The sequence below is a fragment of the Xanthomonas sp. NCPPB 1826 genome, assembly GCF_056725285.1.
The window spans coordinates 802193-819100 of record NZ_CM161521.1; the positions used below are offsets into that span (position 1 = coordinate 802193).

The 16908-nt window shown below is 66.3% G+C and carries 11 protein-coding genes; 6 read left to right on the forward strand and 5 right to left on the reverse strand.

The window, feature by feature from the left end; genetic code table 11:
- Window positions 1-18 precede the first annotated feature (18 nt).
- On the reverse strand, window positions 19-1791 hold the full coding sequence (locus AC1PLA_RS03505) for an expansin EXLX1 family cellulose-binding protein (protein ID WP_166772660.1): 1773 nt from the start codon (window positions 1789-1791) through the stop codon (window positions 19-21).
- A gap of 562 nt (window positions 1792-2353) precedes the next feature.
- Between AC1PLA_RS03505 and cycA the strand changes: the two genes are divergently transcribed.
- Entirely contained in the window at window positions 2354-3730 is a 1377-nt protein-coding gene (gene cycA, locus AC1PLA_RS03510; protein WP_039523314.1) for a D-serine/D-alanine/glycine transporter, read from the forward strand.
- Between the two features lie 186 nt (window positions 3731-3916).
- Window positions 3917-4828 (forward strand): CorA family divalent cation transporter, encoded by a 912-nt coding sequence (locus AC1PLA_RS03515; RefSeq protein WP_039523317.1) that lies wholly within the window; start codon window positions 3917-3919, stop codon window positions 4826-4828.
- A gap of 560 nt (window positions 4829-5388) precedes the next feature.
- Here AC1PLA_RS03515 and AC1PLA_RS03520 read toward each other — a convergent pair.
- The gene (locus AC1PLA_RS03520) at window positions 5389-6084 is read right to left on the reverse strand and encodes an AIM24 family protein (RefSeq protein ID WP_039523320.1); all 696 of its coding nucleotides are present in this window, start codon (window positions 6082-6084) and stop codon (window positions 5389-5391) included.
- Window positions 6085-6286: 202 nt separating this feature from the next.
- Here AC1PLA_RS03520 and AC1PLA_RS03525 point away from each other — a divergent pair, with 202 nt between their 5' ends.
- Both AC1PLA_RS03525 and AC1PLA_RS03530 read left to right on the forward strand, forming a co-directional pair.
- Window positions 6287-8386 (forward strand): NHL repeat-containing protein, encoded by a 2100-nt coding sequence (locus AC1PLA_RS03525; protein ID WP_166772659.1) that lies wholly within the window; start codon window positions 6287-6289, stop codon window positions 8384-8386.
- A gap of 320 nt (window positions 8387-8706) precedes the next feature.
- Window positions 8707-9666, forward strand: a complete 960-nt coding sequence (locus AC1PLA_RS03530) for an arabinan endo-1,5-alpha-L-arabinosidase (protein WP_166772658.1) — start codon at window positions 8707-8709, stop codon at window positions 9664-9666.
- 147 nt (window positions 9667-9813) lie between these two features.
- Here the strand turns inward: AC1PLA_RS03530 and treA are convergent, their stop codons facing one another.
- Both treA and AC1PLA_RS03540 read right to left on the reverse strand, forming a co-directional pair.
- A complete protein-coding gene (gene treA / locus AC1PLA_RS03535) occupies window positions 9814-11487 on the reverse strand; it encodes an alpha,alpha-trehalase TreA (protein ID WP_166772657.1) in 1674 nt (557 codons plus the stop codon).
- A 430-nt stretch (window positions 11488-11917) separates the two neighbouring features.
- Window positions 11918-12688: a DUF72 domain-containing protein gene (locus AC1PLA_RS03540; RefSeq protein ID WP_481105597.1), complete on the reverse strand. Its 771-nt coding sequence runs from the start codon at window positions 12686-12688 to the stop codon at window positions 11918-11920.
- Between the two features lie 107 nt (window positions 12689-12795).
- On the opposite strand from AC1PLA_RS03540, the gene AC1PLA_RS03545 reads away from it, so the two are divergent.
- Both AC1PLA_RS03545 and AC1PLA_RS03550 read left to right on the forward strand, forming a co-directional pair.
- Window positions 12796-13548, forward strand: coding sequence for a DNA-formamidopyrimidine glycosylase family protein (locus AC1PLA_RS03545; RefSeq protein WP_481105598.1), 753 nt, complete (start codon window positions 12796-12798; stop codon window positions 13546-13548).
- Window positions 13549-13823: 275 nt separating this feature from the next.
- Window positions 13824-14837 (forward strand): hypothetical protein, encoded by a 1014-nt coding sequence (locus tag AC1PLA_RS03550; RefSeq protein ID WP_481105599.1) that lies wholly within the window; start codon window positions 13824-13826, stop codon window positions 14835-14837.
- A gap of 822 nt (window positions 14838-15659) precedes the next feature.
- On the opposite strand, the gene AC1PLA_RS03555 is transcribed toward AC1PLA_RS03550, so the two are convergent.
- Complete coding sequence (locus AC1PLA_RS03555; RefSeq protein ID WP_024937799.1) at window positions 15660-16607, reverse strand: GAF domain-containing protein; 948 nt, start codon at window positions 16605-16607, stop codon at window positions 15660-15662.
- Window positions 16608-16908: the final 301 nt, after the last annotated feature.

Below are 16908 nucleotides of genomic sequence, written 5' to 3' on the forward strand. Positions count from 1 at the left end.
GAGGGCGCGATGCCCTCGTCAAGGGAACTGCACATGCCCGGGTTCGAAGTACACCGGCTTGTTGCCGTCTTCGGGCAGCGCGGGGATCGTGTCCAGGATGGCCTTGCCGCGGATATCGGTGATCCGAATGGACAAGGGCTGGTTGCCGAGCTGTTCGCCGAGGAAGTGGTTGTAATCCATCTTTTGCAGGCTCTTCCAGCTGCTACCTTGTTTCACTTCGAACTTGACCACCGGGTAGGCGTGATTGCGCACCTGGATCGCGGCCCACCAGCGCGAGCTGCCTTCCTTGATGCGGTATTGCACGTTGCCGGTGGTCGGCGCGCGCACGATCTTCCAGCTGATCGGGATGCGCCCTTGCACGGTGTCGCCGATGGCCGCGAACGCGTTGGGCGATAGATCCAGGCCGCCCGATGCGCCCTCCGGGTACAGGTCGGTGACGTAGACGACGGTCTTGCCCTTGGGCCCGGTCACTTCCAGGTAGGCGCCGGCCAGTGCGGCCCTGACCCCGCCGAAGTTCATCTGGATCGGGTTGAGCGCGGTGATGAAGGCATTGCTCGGAATCGGGTCCAGCAGCACCGCCCCGCCGGAATAGCCGGAGCCGGTGTAGGTCGCGGTGCCGGTGAAGGTGCTGTTCCAGCCGGTGGCCTTGCTGGCGTCCGCGGCAGCGGCTGTCTTTGCCGATGGCGTGGCGGCGCTGGCGCTCGTCAGCCCCCAGGCCTGATGCAGGACCTGCAGCTTGTCCGCACGCGGGCTGCCATCACTGGCGAGCAGGCCACCGTTGTTGGCATTGCCCACCTCCCAGCTGCCGAGCACGGCGCTGCGCATGCCGGTGTTGCTCAGATACCCGCTCAATGCGTGTTGCCATGCCCGGTCGCGTGGATCGCCATCGCCCAGGCCGCCGCCCAGGCTGACCGGCAGCACCGCGTGATCGGCCGAGAATTGTCCGAAATCGCGCTGCCAGCTCGCCGGCAGGCTGCGCGGAAAGTCGGCCGCTGCAAACGCGTCCGCCGCGTCGCGATCCGGCCCGGCCAGCTTCGGCATCAGCAGCAGATGTGCGGGCGGAATGCGCAGCGGCACGCAGGCGAGCGGTTGCAGATTGCTGCCGGCGGCCTTGCGTGCGGAATCGCTGCAGAGCGCGTCGTTGCCCACGCCTTCCACACCGATCACCCAGGCCGGTGCCTGCTTCAGCACTGCGGCCGCTGCACGCGCGGCGATGCGGTTCCAGTCGGCGTCTGCCGCAATGCCCGCCCAGTTGGCATTGCGATAGCCGCTGCTGCCCAGGTCGATCCCGAGCACGCCCGCGGTGCTGCCGTAGCGGCGCGCGAGCAGGCCCAGGCCCTCCATCCAGGCGTCGTGCTGCGTGCCCAGCTGCGGCGATGCATCGTCGCAACCGCCATCGGCAAAGGCGAGCAGTACCTGCATGCCGCGTTGGGTGCTGGCGCGCACCACGGCATCGAGCAGCTGCAGGGACGTGAGGCCAGCCAGCGCGGGGTCGCCGGCCACCTCGGCGGCGGCCACCGGTCTGGCTTGCAGGGTTGCCGCGCAGATCGGCACGCGCACGGTATTGATGTCCGATGCCTGCATTTGATCCAGCAGTTGCTGCAGCGTATTGCTGCGCAGTCCGGTGGCCGCCAGCGCTGCGCGATCGAAGCCGGGCCAGGTCACGCCGCGTACCTGCAGCGCCTGGCCGCGCGCATCGGTGAGGTGTCCGCGTGTGTCGACCTGCACGGCCAGTGCGGTCACGGGAGTCAGCAAGGCCAGGCCAAGCAGCAGATGAGCATGAGAGCGCATGGGAGTGTCCTGAGGGATGGCCCGCGCAGGAGACCAGCGATCGTCGTGTGCGGTCCGTGCGCCGGGTCAAGGAAGCGGGCAGGAGTGTGGGGGCTGCGGCAGGCAAGCGGCCGCACTGGAATGGGGATCGCGGTTTGTGCGGGATGCCGCGCCGCCGTTGTCTGCGGTATGTGCTGATGCATCGCCGGCCAGCGGTGACGATGCTGCGTTGCGCTGGTGACCGACGTAACGGCAGGCATGGCGCGGACGTGGTCGAAAGGCTGTGCTCGTGCCCTGGCATTACATGTGCGTGCGCAGCGCGAGTGGACAGCGTTGCAACGCGGCAGTGCCAGGCAGGGCGATGACTGCTCCGGCGATGCATTGCGCGCATCCCCGATGGCTACTGTTCCCCGATGAACGCAGCGGCGGACGCGCAGATATGCAGCGCACCACGATGGGGCGAGCCGACCACCCTTCGCCGGCGCACGCTGCGGCCTACCCGGCGCCGCAGCGCAAACCGCTGGTGCGCGCTGCCGCGATCTCGTATTTTTGACGGCTTGTTCACTTGCCGGTGCCGTGCCCCATGTCCGATCCGTCCGCGCCCGATCATCTGCAACGCAGCCTGTCCAATCGCCACCTGCAGCTGATCGCCATCGGTGGCGCGATCGGCACCGGGCTGTTCATGGGCTCGGGCAAGACGATCAGCCTGGCTGGCCCGTCGATCCTGTTCGTCTATCTGATCATCGGCGCGATGCTGTTCTTCGTGATGCGCGCGATGGGCGAGCTGCTGCTGTCCAACCTGGAGTACAAGTCCTTCATCGACTTCTCCACCGATCTGCTCGGGCCGTGGGCCGGGTTCTTCTGCGGGTGGACGTACTGGTTCTGCTGGATCATCACCGCGATCGCCGACGTCATCGCGATTGCCGCCTATGCGCAGTTCTGGTTCCCCGGATTGGCGCCGTGGATCCCGGCCATCCTCTGCGTGCTATTGCTGCTGAGTCTGAACCTGGTGACGGTCAGGTTGTTCGGCGAGATGGAGTTCTGGTTCGCGCTGATCAAGATCATCGCCATCTGCGCCTTGATCCTCACCGGCGCCGGGCTGGTGGCCTGGGGCTTCCGTTCGCCGTCGGGCAATGTGGCCTCGCTGTCGAACCTGTGGAACGACGGTGGCATGTTCCCGATGGGCATTGGCGGCTTCTTTGCCGGGTTCCAGATCGCGGTGTTCGCCTTCGTCGGCATCGAGCTGGTCGGCACCACCGCCGCAGAAACTGCCGACCCACGCCGCAACCTGCCCAAGGCGATCAACTCGATCCCGGTGCGCATTTTGATTTTCTACGTGCTGGCACTGATCGCGATCATGGCGGTGACGCCGTGGCGGCAGGTGGTGGCCGACAAGAGCCCGTTCGTGGAGCTGTTCGTGCTGGCCGGCGTGCCGGCGGCCGCGAGCCTGATCAACTTCGTGGTGCTGACTTCGGCCACCTCGTCGGCCAACAGCGGCATCTTCTCCACCAGCCGCATGCTCTACGGCTTGGCCGAGGAGCAGCACGCGCCCAAGGGTTTTGCCAAGCTTTCGCGTGCGGCGGTGCCGGCACGTGGCCTGCTGTTCTCCTGCCTATGCCTGTTGCTGGGCGCGATGCTGGTGTACCTGATCCCCAACCTGGTCACTGCGTTCACGCTGGTCACCACGTTGTCGGCGGTGCTCTTCATGTTCGTGTGGTCGCTGATCCTGTGCGCCTACATCGCGTACCGGCGCAAGCGGCCCGAGCAGCACGCGGCATCGGCGTTCAAGATGCCCGGTGGCGTGTTGATGTGCTACGTGTGCCTGGCATTCTTCGCCTTCGTCATCGTGCTGCTGACCTTGCAGGCCGACACACGCCAAGCCTTGCTGGCCAGCCCGGTGTGGTTCCTGATCCTGGCGATCGGCTATGCGGTGAAGCGGCAGCAGACGCGCAGCGGCTGAGCGCGCGTACCAGCCAAGACATCCACCGAAGACCTCATCAAGGCCCCGCACCGCGGGGCCTTGGCGTTTGTGGCTGCACGGCGCTGCGATAAAGGCCACTGGCAGCTAAGCGCGTTTTGCGCGCGACGTTGACGCGGCTCGGGTGGAACGGGATGCTCGCCGCCATCCATTGCCACGGCCCATCGCATGATCACGACGCACCCGATTGCCGGAACGCAGCACACGCAAGGTTGCTGGGTCGACCTGTGCCAGGCCAGCGCGCAGGAACTGGCGCAGGCCGCAGACAAGGTGGGCTTTGCGCTGCCGGATCGCGCGGCCATCGGCGAGATCGAATTCTCCAGCCGGGTGCGGCGCCAGGGCGAGGTGCTGTTTCTCAACGTGCCGCGCTTTCAGGACGACGATGGCCCGACTGCGCCGCTGGGCTTTGCGCTGTCGCCGACCATGCTGGTGACCCTGCGCGAGCAGCACATGGGCTCGCTGGATGCGGTGGCCGCGCGTCTTGCACATGAGCCCTGCCATAGCGCCGACGACCTGCTGTTGCGCATCTTCGACCAGTTGGTGGGGCGCCTGGCAGACCGGCTGGAATCGCTGGAAGCCGAGGTCACCGATACCACCCGGCAGGTGTTCGACAACCCGCACAAAACCAAGGACCTGGAGCGCATGCTGCATCAGGTCGGGGGCATGGGCCGGCGTCTGGGCGGGCTGCACAATGCCGGGCAAGGCCTGCTGCGCCTGGTCACCTATCTGGATGGCGCCGCGCCGGACTGGTTTGGTGCCGATGCGGCCAAACGCATCGGCTTGCTGCACAAGGACCTGACCACCTTGAGCGAGTTCCAGCAGCACATGGACGACCGCATCGAGTTCCTGCTCGACAGCGTGCTGGGCATGATCAACATGGACCAGAACAACGTGATGAAGGTGATGGCGGTGGCCTCGGTGGTCGGCATTCCGCCCACCGTGCTGGTCGGCATCTGGGGCATGAACTTCGCCTACATGCCCGAGCTCAAGTGGCACGACGCGTATTACTGGGCGTTGGGCGTGATCGTGCTGAGCATGCTGGTGCCGCTTGCATGGTTCCGCAAACGCGGCTGGGTTTAATGCATTGGAGCCGGAAACCCGTAGGAGCGCCCCTGGGCGCGATATGGCGTTACCGGGAAGGCCCTGAAGGCCCTCGCGCCCAGGGGCGCTCCTACGGGGTGCCGTCAACGCAATCATCTGTTGCCTACGGTTGCGTGACCACGCAATGCCAGGCTAGGGCAGCACAGTAGCTGTGCTGCGCGCGGCAGACTGCAGGAAACCCGTAGGAGCGCACCAGGGCGCGATGCGGGGTTACCGGGAAGGCCCTCGCGCCCAGGGGCGCTCCTACGAGGTGCCGTCAGCGCAATCATCTGTTGCCTACGGTTGCGTGACTACGCAATGCCAAGCTGGGGCAGCCCGGTAGCTGTGCAGCGCGCGGCAGACTGCAGGAAATCCGTAGGAGCGCACCAGGGCGCGATGCGGCGTTACCGGAAAGGCCATATCGCGCCCAGGTGCGCTCCTACAGGGTGGGCTGGGATGCGCAGCTGTCACTGCGCACTGCGCCGTGACTGGAAAACTGCCCAGCTGCGTAGCGTGCAACCAGGCGATGCGCATTGTTGATTGCTGCCGGGCGGCCTCGATCAGCCCTTGGCCTGGAAGCTGGCTTCTTCGTACGGCTGCACCACCACCCAGCCTTCGCCGGCAAAGCGCATCTGCAGGCTTTCGCCGGAGCCGCGGCCGAACAGGGTGCCGATCGACACGTCGGTGACCAGCTCCGGGGACAGCGTGCCCGACCAGGCCACGGTGGCATTGGGGTCGGTGAACACCGGGCCGCTGGCGGCGGTGACCGGCAGGGTCAGCGGCTCGTAGTGCGAAGTGATCGCCACGATGCCGTGGCCGCTCAGGCGCACGTTGAACAGGCCGCCGGACAGCATGCCGGCCACCTTGCGCATCATCGTGATCTTGTGCTCGACGCCGGATTCGAACGCCAGCACGTCGTTGCCGTTGACGAAGATCGCTTCGCCATTCAAACGCAGCAAGGTCACCAGCTTGCCGAGGTCGGCCAGATACACCCGGCCCTGGCCTTCGGCCTTCATCAGCTGCATGCCTTCGCCGCTGACCGCCTTCTTCAGCAGATTGCCCAGGCCCTGCTCCAGCAGCCCCTCGCGGGTGAACTTGACGTTGCCGGTGCGCGCGACCATGGCGCCGGCCTTGGACCACACCATGCCGTCGAGGCGCACTTCCAGCAGATGCGGGTTTTCCAGTTCGAACGGATCGGGGCTGACGTCCTTTTCTTTGGAATGGGCGAGAAATTCGTTGAGCGTGCGTACGGCCATGGGTCCGTCCTGGAGGGTGAAAGAGTGCGCATGATACGCGGCAGGCCTGTGCGCCAGCAGCACGCGCAAGCGCACGTGGGCAGTGGGTGCCGGCGTTGCGGTAGTGGCGCAGTGCGTTTTGTGCTTCACGCACCACTGCCACCAGTCGCTGCAACCGGCGAGAAGCGCTTAAAGTGCGAGTCCTCCGACACCCGCGACCGGCATGACAAAACGACACGCGCTATGGATCTGCGCAGTTCTTCTGGCAGGCGCGGCGGCCTTGCTGGCGAGCTGGTGGTCTGCGCCGGCACCCGATGCGCTGCCGCAAGCACAAGGTCCCACGGCGACGCCGCTGGGCTGGAAGGCGCAGTTGCAGTGGGTTGCCGGCAGCGGTGTGCGTGGCGCAGTGGATGGCCGTGCTGCCGATGCACGGTTTGCCGATCCCTACGGACTGGCGATCGGTCCGCACGGCGCGCTGTACATCGCCGATGGCGGCGACAACAACCGCATTCGCAGGCTGCTCGACAACGGCAGCGTGCAGACTGTGGCCGGTGGGCAGGAAGGATTCGGCGATGGCGTTGACGCGGCGGCGGAGTTCAATACGCCATCGGGTATCGCCTTCGATACGGCCGGCAATCTCTACATCGCCGACACCGGAAACCATGCGATCCGCAAACGCACGCCACAAGGCATGGTGACCACGCTGGCCGGCGACGGCAGTGCCGGTTTTCGCGACGGTGCCGCTGCGCAGGCACGCTTCAATGGCCCGATCGGCGTGGCGGTGGATACGCAAGGGCGCGTGTATGTCGCCGATACCTACAACGATCGCATCCGGGTGATCGCGCCAGATGGGCAGGTAAGCACCCTGGCCGGCGGCGCCTTGCCGGGCATGGCCGATGGTGTTGGCGATCAGGCGCGCTTCGATACGCCGACCGACCTCAAGGTGGATGCGCACGGTGTGGTGTGGGTGGCCGACATGCGTAACGACGCGATTCGCCGCATTGCACCGGATGGCAGCGTCAGCACCTTGATCGGTGGCGATCCTGCCGACCTCAGCCCGCTGTTGCATCGCCCGATGACTCTTGCGCTCACCCACGACGGCGTGCTGTACGTGGGCGATGCAAGCGGGCGCGTGCTGCAGGTGACGCGTGCCGGGCATGTGGTGACAATGAGCGGCGAGGACGTGATGCAACGCATGTCGCGCCCGGCGGGGATCGCGGTGGATGCGCAAGGTGCGGTGTATGTCAGCGATGCCGGCAGCGCACGCGTGCATCGGCTGGTGCCGGCCACTGCGGCGAACGCGAACGCCGCGCCCGTAGTCGGGCCGGCTGCCACGCAGCCGTTGCCCGTCACCCAGGGTCGCTGGCCGTTGCAGCCGCAGGCCGGGTGGCATGAGGTGGTCGGCACGCTTGGCGAGGTGCGTGGCAACTACCAGGGTCTCAGCCGCGATCATCTGCATGCGGGCCTGGATATCCGTGGCGATGTCGGCCAAACCGTGTACGCCATTGCCGATGCCAAAGTTTCCAGCCCGTACCCGACCTGGGGGTTGGGACAATTGGGCGAGTGGTTGGCACTGGACACGATCGGCTACACCCATATGCGCGTGGGCCGCACCGCACAAGGGACGCCGCTGGATCCGCAGCGCTTCCATTTGGTGACGGATGTGGATGGCAAGCCCGATCGCATGCGTGTGCTGCGCGGCACGCGTTTCCGTGCCGGAGATGCACTGGGTACGCTCAATGGCATGGCGCATGTGCATCTGACCGCAGGTGCCAACGGCTTCGAACGCAATGCGGTGCAATTGGGCTTTGTCGGTTATGCCGACCATGTGGCGCCGCATATTGACCGGGTAAGTCTGCTCGACTCAACTGGCCAAGCCCTGCCGATGACCAGCGGTAGGGTGCACGTACCGCTTGGGACTGCGGTGCAGATCGTGGTAGAGGCCTGGGACCAGGTGGATCGCAATCTGCCGCGTCGTCGCCTGGGGCTGTATGCGCTGGGGTATCAGGTGCTGGATGCGCAAGGGGTGCCGCTGGCCGGCGAAGCGGAGCCACGCATGACGATCGTGTTCGATCGCATGCCGGCCGATCCGGCTGCGGTGCTCACCGCTTACGCGCCCGACAGCGGCATCACCGTGCATGGCAGCGCGGTGACGCGCTTCCGCTATCTGGTCACCAACATGGTGCGCGATGGTCGCATCGGCAATGGGCAGTGGCAGGCCGGTGCGCTGCCGCCGGGCGACTACGTACTCCGCATAACCGCGCGTGATTACAGCGGCAATGAGGCCGTCGCCAATCGGGATCTACGTGTGCGGGTGGAATGACGCGTACAGCGTTGCGTTGATGATGACATAGCGTATCGGTGACGCATGCGGGGTGCAGGCACCTGTGCATTACCTCGCTGCGATCGAGATTCGATCCACAGACTCACGCCCGGCACTCGGCTGCATCGCACGCTCCGTTACGAAGGTGCGTCGCAAAACGCAGTGCCAACTCGCCTGCACTGTGCTTCTGAGATCGGCGTCGGATTCGCAGCATTGCTAGCCGAGCTAGATTGCTCCTACAGAAAACGTCGTTACGTTGTTCAAGGAGTGGGGCGATGCGCGTTGTTGGTGGCAGTCGAATGGAAAGTAGCTGGTCTGGAATGTCGCTGCGTGGTGGCGCGATCGCGTCGTTGTTGGCGCTGGCCACTGCTGCCACTGGCTTGTATAGCGCACCCGCGCAAGCGGCAGTGGGGCCGGGTGTGGTGAGCGGCGACACCATCGTGCACGATCCGTCGATGCTCAAGCTGAGCGATGGGCGTTACTACATCTATGCCACCACCGGCGTGGTCACCAGTACCGACCGCACCAAGTTCAGCAATGCGGGCGCGATCTTCAGCAGCATGCCGAGCTGGGTACGCAGCTACAACCCGGACAACCAGCTATGGGCGCCGGATGTGTCCTTCCATGGCGGCAAGTATCTGATGTATTACACCGCCTCCAAGTTCGCCACCAATACCTCGGCGATTGCGCTTGCCAGCAGCAGCACCGGCAAGCCTGGCTCGTGGAAGGATCAAGGCATCGTCTACACCTCCAAGAGCAGCGACGACTACAACGCCATCGACGGCAATCTGGTGGTGGACGGCAATGGCAAATGGTGGTTGGCGTTTGGCTCGTTCTGGTCGGGGATCAAGCTGATCCAGCTCGATCCGGGCACCGGCAAGCAGCTGTCCGGCAACACGACGCGCTACAGCCTGGCGAGCCGGCCGTCCCCGGGCGCGGTGGAGGCGCCTTTCATCCAGCAGGCCAATGGCTGGTACTACCTGTTCGTGTCGTTCGATGCGTGCTGCAAGGGCGCCAGCAGCACCTACAAGATTGCGGTGGGGCGTGCGCGCTCGGTGACCGGGCCGTATCTGGATCGCGCCGGGGTGGACATGCGCAACGGCGGCGGCACGGTGATCCAGTCCGGGTTGGGCGGCATGCATGGGCCGGGCGGGCAATCGGTATTCCGCGATGGCGACGGCGACATCCTGGTCTACCACTACTACGACGACCGCGGCGACGCGCGCCTGGGCATCAACCGGCTGGGTTATGACGGCAGCGCATGGCCGGTGGTGCAGTAGCAGCAACCAATCGAACACGCTGCTGCGCGTTGCACCGGCGCAGAGATCAGGTGATGTGTGGTGCAGCGATCCGCAGGTGTTGCCGACTGCCAGAACCGCGAGGCTGCAAGCGCTGCCGGGCAGTGCCCGGCAGCCGCTGGCGCACACTCAGCGCGTGGCCGCTTCGGGCTTGCGCACGCGTTTGGCCGGCGCCGGCTTGGTCGCGGTGTCCGGATACAGGTTCAACAGCATCAAGGTGACGCCGTTGGTCCAGCCGAAGCCGTCCTGCAGGGCGTATTCGCCACCGCCACCGCCGGCCGCGTCGGCTTCCAGGCCGTACTTTTCGACCAGCTTGTGCTCGCGCGCGAACAGCGCCTGCACCTGGGTGAGGAAACGCTCGCCGATGGTGCGCGCCAGCGCGTCTTCGCCGTAACGGCGCAGGCCGTCCACCGCCACCCATTGCAGCGGTGCCCAGCCATTGGGCTCGTCCCACTGCTGGCCGGTCTTCACTGCGGTGGTGGCCAGGCCACCGGGGCGTAGCAGGCGCGCGCGCACGGTGCTGGCGGTGCGTTTGGCGTGCGCGTCGGTTGCCAGGCCGGTGAACAGCGGATACAGCGCCGCGGCGGTGACCTGGTCGCTGAGCTTGCGGGTCTGCCAGTCGTAGTCGGCGTAGTAACCGGCCGCGTTCCACAGGTGCGCATCGATGGCCTGCTTGCGGCGCAGTGCCAGCGCCGCATAGTCCTGCGTGCACTCGGCACCCGGCTGCGCACAGGCCTGGGCCAGGGTGCGCTCCAAGTGATACAGCAGGCTGTTCAGGTCGATCGGCACGATGGCGGTGGTGCGGATGGTGCGCAGGTTCTGTCCATCGGCCAGCCAGCGGCTGGTGTAGTCCCAGCCGCTCTCGGCACCGGCGCGCAGGTCGCGGTAGACCTCGGCGGCCGGGCGGTCGCCGGCCTCGGCGGCAGTGCGGGTGTCGTGCAGCCAGGCTTCCGGGCGCGGGGTGTCGCGCTCGTCCCAGTAGCGGTTGAGCAGGCTGCCGTCGGCCAGACGCACCACATGGCGCGCGGCCTGGCCGGGCTGCAGGTCTTCGCTGCCCTGCATCCAGTAGGCGTATTCCTTCTGCAGCTGCGGCAGGTAGCGCTGGTAAACCGCTTCGCCTTCCACGCCGGCCTGCAGTTCCACCATGTAGGAGAAGAACGGCGGCTGCGAGCGGCTCAGGTAGTAGCTGCGATTACCGTTGGGGATATGCCCGTAGGTGTCGATCAGGTAGGCGAAGTTGTCCAGCATCTGGCGGCTGAGCGTGGTCTCGCCGCTCTTCACCAGGCCCAGCATGGTGAAGTAGGAATCCCAGTAATACACCTCGCGGAAGCGCCCGCCCGGCACCACGTATGGATGCGGCAGCGCCAGCAGGCTGCTGTATGGCGGCACGTGGGTCTGGCTGCGCACCAGCTTGGGCCACAGCTCGTCGATGTGTTCGCGCAGCGCGGTGTCCTGGCGGATCGCGTCGGTCTGCACCGGCGGCGACTCTTCGAAATTGGCGTCCACGAACTTGCGCAGGTCAAAGCCGGGGTGATCGTGCTGCGCCAGATAGTCGGCGTTGATCAGCGCCGGGTCGCGCAGCGGCAGGAAGTCGACGAAGTGCTTCTGGTCGTCGAACAGCTCGCCGCTCTGCACCGCCTGGAACAGTTCCGGGTAGGCCAGGTCGGGCGTGGGCGGTGTGGCCGCCGGTGCGTTGACGACCGGAGTGTCCATGGGCGCGGCGGTCAGCGTGCAGGGCGCCACGAACATGCTCAGCGACAGGCCAAGCAGCGACGTGCAGCACGGGGGCGCGGCAGAACTCATGGCATCTCCAGAACGGGCAGTGACGTGCGGCATGGTAAACGACCGAAGTGGCGGGCGGGGCCGGACGACGGTGTCGGCAGGCCGACAGGCTTCGTACGGAGACGACTGGATTCAGCAAGGTGATCCGACGCGGTGCTGCAGGTGGTTGCGCGGGTTGCGTTGCCGATTCAGGCCTATCGGCCCGGATCGAGGCAGCTTGAGCCGCGTGCGGACCGCGTCGGATTGCCGACATCGCTGCAAGATGCGCGCCACGGTGCGCGGCGGGCGCAGCGTGGCGAGCGACGGGCGGACGGCACTGCCAGTGCACGGCGGCCGGCGCGCGCGGGGACTGGCCGGCGGCAGCTCGGCCTTGCTCGCCTGACCGATTGCAGCGGCGTGGACGCACCGGTGGCACGCCGAACAAAGCCAGGCGGCGTGCTGTCCTTATGCGTCAGCCTCGGCGCGGCCGACCGGTCTGCAACAAACGCTGCAGCTGCAGCGCGTTGGGCACCGCCAGCCCGGCGGCGGTGTTGTCGAAGATCACCCAGCGTTCTGCCTGCGGGTGCGCTGCGTTGCGCACCGCGTCGGCCAGTGTCTGCAGCGCACTGTCGTCGTAGCTGCTGTAGTAGATGCGCGGTGCGCCATGCCAGCGCCAGTACTGCGGGCCGGCTGTCGCACCCGGTGTGGCGGCGTCCGGCACCGGCGCCGGATCGGCGGCGCAGCGTGCGATGCGGTGGCGCGCCAGCAGCGCCTGTGCCTGCGGGAGAAACCAGCTGGCATGGCGCGGTTCGCAGACCACGCCGCCGTCCCAGCGCCGCCGCAGCATGGCGAAAAACCTGGCCGCCACCGGCGCATCGAACACAGCGCTGGGCGGCAGTTGCAGCAGCAGGCAGCCCAGTCGCGTACCCAGCGCACCGGCCTGGGCGAGGAAGGCATCCAGCAACGGACCCACACCCTGCAAGCGTGCATCGTGGCTGATGCTGCGCGGCAGCTTGACCGAAAAGCGGAAATCTCCCGGCACGCTGTCGGCCCAGCGCGCGTAGGTACTGGCACGGTGCGGACGATGGAACGAGGAGTTGATTTCCACCGCATCAAAACGTGTGGCATAGCGCTGCAAGACGCTGTCACCGTCGCCGAATGCGGCGCGGTCGGCGGCCGGAATCGACCAGCCTGCGCAGCCACAGCGCACGCGCGGCAGGGCGATGGATGAACGAGCCTGCATGAGGTGTACGCAAGACGGGTGGGCAGCACTCTATGCATGCGCGCGCGTCAGCGTTGCGTGTGCACTGCGCTCACGGCCGACTCACCGACGACTTCGATACTGGGCGCATGCCAGAAGGTCCTTCCCTTGTCATCCTGCGCGAGCAGACCGAAGCGTTTGTCGGCCGCAAGATCCTGCGCGTGTCCGGCAACAGCAAGCAGGACATCGCCCGGCTGGAGCAGCAAAAGGTGCTGGCGTTACGCAGCTGGGGCAAGCACTTCCTGATCGAGTGCGCGCAGTTCAGCGTGCGCATCCACTTTCTGTTGTTCGGCAGTTATCGCATCGACGAGGACAAGCCGAATGCGGTGCCGCGTTTGTGCCTGGAGTTTTCAAAGGGCCAGCGGTTGAATTTCTACGCCTGCTCGGTGCAGTTCATCGAGCGCCCGTTGGACGAGGTCTATGACTGGACCGCAGATGTCATGAACCCGCTCTGGGATGGCGCGCAGGCACGGCGCAAGTTGCGCGCCGCACCCGGCATGTTGGCCGCCGATGCATTGCTGGACCAGACCATCTTTGCCGGCGTCGGCAACATCATCAAGAACGAAGTGCTGCATCGCATCCGTGTGCATCCGGAAAGCACGGTGGGCGCATTGCCGGCGCGCAAGCTCGGCGAGCTGGTCACCCAGGCGCGCGACTATAGCTTCGACTTCTACGCCTGGAAAAAGGCCTTCGTGCTGAAGAAGCATTATCAGGTGCATACCAAAACCAGCTGCCCGCGCGACGGCGCGCCGCTGCAGTATCGAAAGCACCTGGGCAAGGCCGGGCGGCGGGCGTTTTTCTGCGAGGTCTGCCAGCGGCTGTACCGCCCGGAGGATGGCTGAGGTACGTGCGCATCCTGGGCAGCCGCATCGACCGGATGTAGGGCGAACGACCGCCGGCACAGCATGCAGGATCCATACCGCCGGGGCAGGGCTGTGCCCGTCGGCGAGCAGGGAGAGTCGGCCGCCGCGCTCGCTAATGTGAATGGCGGCTGGCACCTGCCGCCCAAACAACGAATTTCAAACGCGCGCAAACGCCACGCCCGCTAGATTTGCGCGTCCTGCACCGGGTTCACGGTGCGGCGTGCGCATCTCTCATCTTATCGGTCTCCCGCATTGTGATTACCCGCAGGAAGGAAACGCTTGTCCCGCATGTCGCCGCTGTCGCATGCACGGGCGCCATCCTGTTCTTTCTTGCCTGCCTGTTGCTGTATATGCCGCCGCCACGCGACACGGTGCGACACGACGACAGTTTGCAGGTGTATTTCGTGCCGCGGCCGCAGTTGACGCTGCCAGCGCCGGTGACAACGCCGCAGCAGCGCGATTCCACACCGCGCGCGGCGCCGGCCGCGGCCTCATCCGCGCGCAGTGCGCCACCGCCGACACGCACCCCGCCGCCGCAGCGGCAGGTGGCGGCCGCCAACGCGCCCGCTGGCGAATCGATGGCGGCCCAGCTCTACACCCGCGAAGGCCGCTTGCGCATGCCGCGCGATGCGCAGGTCGACCCGATGGCGCAGGCCGGCGCCGCGGTGCCGCCGGGCATGGCCGACGAACGCGCGCAGGCCAAGGCGCGCAACGTGATGGAACGGGTCAATCCGGTGCAGTACCAGGACACGCGCTTTGCCAAGGACTGGAAGAGCGACGGCACGCTGGGCGATGTGGCGATGCAGGAAATGAATCGCGGCATGAAGAAGTTCAACGACATGCTCAACGGGCCGCAGACGCAGGTGGCCAAGGCGCGACCACCGCCGGATGTGCGCTTCAACCCCGCGCTGGCGGGCAATCAGGCCGAGATGGGCAGCGAGGCGACCGGCGATGCCTACAAGGCCGCGCCGATCGCGCACGAGACGCCGCCCGATCTCAAGGGCGAAGCCAGCCGCCGCATCCGCGAGGCGCTGGCCGCGCTGGAGCAGCGCAGCGCGCGTTGCGATGCGTCCAAACGCAAATCCCTGTTGTCGCCGGTACGCGCGCACCTGGGCGATCTGGAGCGTGCCGAGCATGCCTTGAACAACGGCGCCGACCCGGTGATGGCCGCACAGATGCTGCCGCGCCAGGCCGACAGCGCCTACGATCTGGCCCGCCGCGCGCTGTGGTACGCGGACCGCCAGTTGAAGCAGTGTGCGATTGGGTGAGTGGTGCAGTGACTGCGTTGGGTGCAGCTGACCAGGAGTGGCGGGCAACCCCGCTCTAAGGCTGTCTCGATGGCGGCAACGTATCGCCACACTCGCAGCGTTGACGCGTAACGGCGAGTGAGTCGAGTGCGCGGTGCCCTTACCGCTTGCGGGACACGCCGTGAAACCGTCCGTGGAGGCTCCTCGGCGGCATCCATACCGCCAAGGGTCCCGCAACCTGCAAGGACACCGCATTAGAAAGTTGGTCGGCGGCCAAGTGAAAACCTGGTTGTTGCTCGGCTTGCGATGGAAGATTTTCGGCCGCACGACAATCCGAACAACGCGTAGCAAGCACTGCTCTTGCCGTGCACACCGACCATCCCGACAGGTCCTTGCCTGCTCACCGTCGCGGGACCTTACGCGGCATGGATGCCGCGTAAGAGCCTACACGGACGTACTTGCGGCGTGTCCTGCGATGGTGAGCGGGCAAGGGCCCTGCAGCCAAGCCGCGGATCCGCAGCTCTGCACCCGACTCACCCACACCGCTCAATCACCTGGTCGCCGCGCGAAGTGGAAGTGGACGAGCGGCGCTTCGCGCCACCTTCTCCCGGTGGGAGAAGGGAAGCGTCCCGACAGGAATTGGAGAAGTAAGGCGGTCTCGTCAGATATCGGGAATAGACCCCCCTCCCGCCGGGGCGAGAAGGCGCGGCTTTCGCAGCAAGGGCGCGTGTGCCCTGGAGCGCCCGCGACGCAAGTGCGGTTGGAGGCGCGCAGCGGGAGTTGTGAGGGCAGGTTTATGAAACGGCGGATCAGCCGGCAGCCGGACTGCCGCCCCGCGCTACATCAGGCGCTGAGCCCGTCCTGCGCCAGACTCTGCCGATAGCGGTCTTTCTCGACACTCAGCGCGACTTCCGCACGCAGGAACACCTGCCCGATCGGCTCGTCGCCACGGGTTGCCTGCGCCTGGCCAATCAGCACGGTCAGCCCGTGCGCATGCTGCTGCTGGGCGATGTCGCGCAGGCGCTGCAGCTTCTGTTCGGCATTGGGATCGCGCAGTACGGCGATGAATTCGGCGCTGTCGGTCACGCGGTCCACGCTGTCGCCGTTGGCTTGCGCCTGCGCGGCCAGGGCCTGGTCGAGCTGTTGCAAGGCGCGACCCAGGAGCCGCTCGCTCTGTTTTTCAGCCAGCGCGGCCAGTTCCTGCACTTCCAGGATCACCAGGTAATAGCCGGTGTCGGCGGCGGCCGGAGCGGCAACCGGTGCCACCGGCTGCAGGATCGCCTCGCGCTCGAGCTGCAACTCGCGCTTGCGCTCGTCCAGCAGGCGCATGGTGACGCGTGCCAATGCCTGCAGCCCGGTGCGTTGAATGTCGGTGAGCGTGCGCGGCTCGGTGTCGAGCACGCAGACGGTGCCCAATGCCACACCGTCGGAGGTAACCAGCGGCATGCCGGCATAGAAGCGCGCGCCGGTCTCGCCGGTGACCACAGAGACATCGGCAAAACGGCTGTCCTGGGTGAGGTCGCGCACTTCCATCAATTGCTCGGGGCTGCGGATGGCGTGATCGCACACTGCCTGGCTGCGGTCGGTCTGCTGCATGCCCAGGCCGAGCTGGGCCTTGAACCATTGGCGGTCGCGATCGACCAGCGACATCAGTGCGATTGGTGTGTTGCACAGCGAGGCCGCCACCTGCACCACGTCCTGGTAGGTGTCCTCGGGCAGGCTGTCGACGATGCGATAGCCGTCCAGTACCTGTTGGCGGGAGGCTTCGTCAGCCAGGGGCATTTGCTTCATCGAATAAGCCAGGCAAGCGCGAGCGAGAAAGATGTAACGATACCGGCACCGCCGATAACGCGGCGTGGATTTGCCATGCGCCCGAGCACGGCCTGCAGGGCGGATTCAGATCCGCATCCCCGCCGCGCTGCGCAGGCTAGGGGACATGCAACCGGCGGACTGAAGCGCCGGCGCGAGATTTCAAACCCGAGTGCGATGCCTGCGCATTGCACGCAGGAACCGGGGACTCATCCGCACACGCACCATTGCGTACCGCGCATATGGAAACGGCGCGGCTCGAAAGCCGCGCCGTCGGTGTGCG

Bases quoted from the DNA above. Each gene is read 5' to 3' on its own strand.
- AC1PLA_RS03505 (WP_166772660.1), bottom strand. From the start codon at position 1,791: ATGCGCTCTCATGCTCATCTGCTGCTTGGCCTGGCCTTGCTGACTCCC.
- cycA (WP_039523314.1), top strand. From the start codon at position 2,354: ATGTCCGATCCGTCCGCGCCCGATCATCTGCAACGCAGCCTGTCCAAT.
- AC1PLA_RS03515 (WP_039523317.1), top strand. From the start codon at position 3,917: ATGATCACGACGCACCCGATTGCCGGAACGCAGCACACGCAAGGTTGC.
- AC1PLA_RS03520 (WP_039523320.1), bottom strand. From the start codon at position 6,084: ATGGCCGTACGCACGCTCAACGAATTTCTCGCCCATTCCAAAGAAAAG.
- AC1PLA_RS03525 (WP_166772659.1), top strand. From the start codon at position 6,287: ATGACAAAACGACACGCGCTATGGATCTGCGCAGTTCTTCTGGCAGGC.
- AC1PLA_RS03530 (WP_166772658.1), top strand. From the start codon at position 8,707: ATGTCGCTGCGTGGTGGCGCGATCGCGTCGTTGTTGGCGCTGGCCACT.
- treA (WP_166772657.1), bottom strand. From the start codon at position 11,487: ATGAGTTCTGCCGCGCCCCCGTGCTGCACGTCGCTGCTTGGCCTGTCG.
- AC1PLA_RS03540 (WP_481105597.1), bottom strand. From the start codon at position 12,688: ATGCAGGCTCGTTCATCCATCGCCCTGCCGCGCGTGCGCTGTGGCTGC.
- AC1PLA_RS03545 (WP_481105598.1), top strand. From the start codon at position 12,796: ATGCCAGAAGGTCCTTCCCTTGTCATCCTGCGCGAGCAGACCGAAGCG.
- AC1PLA_RS03555 (WP_024937799.1), bottom strand. From the start codon at position 16,607: ATGAAGCAAATGCCCCTGGCTGACGAAGCCTCCCGCCAACAGGTACTG.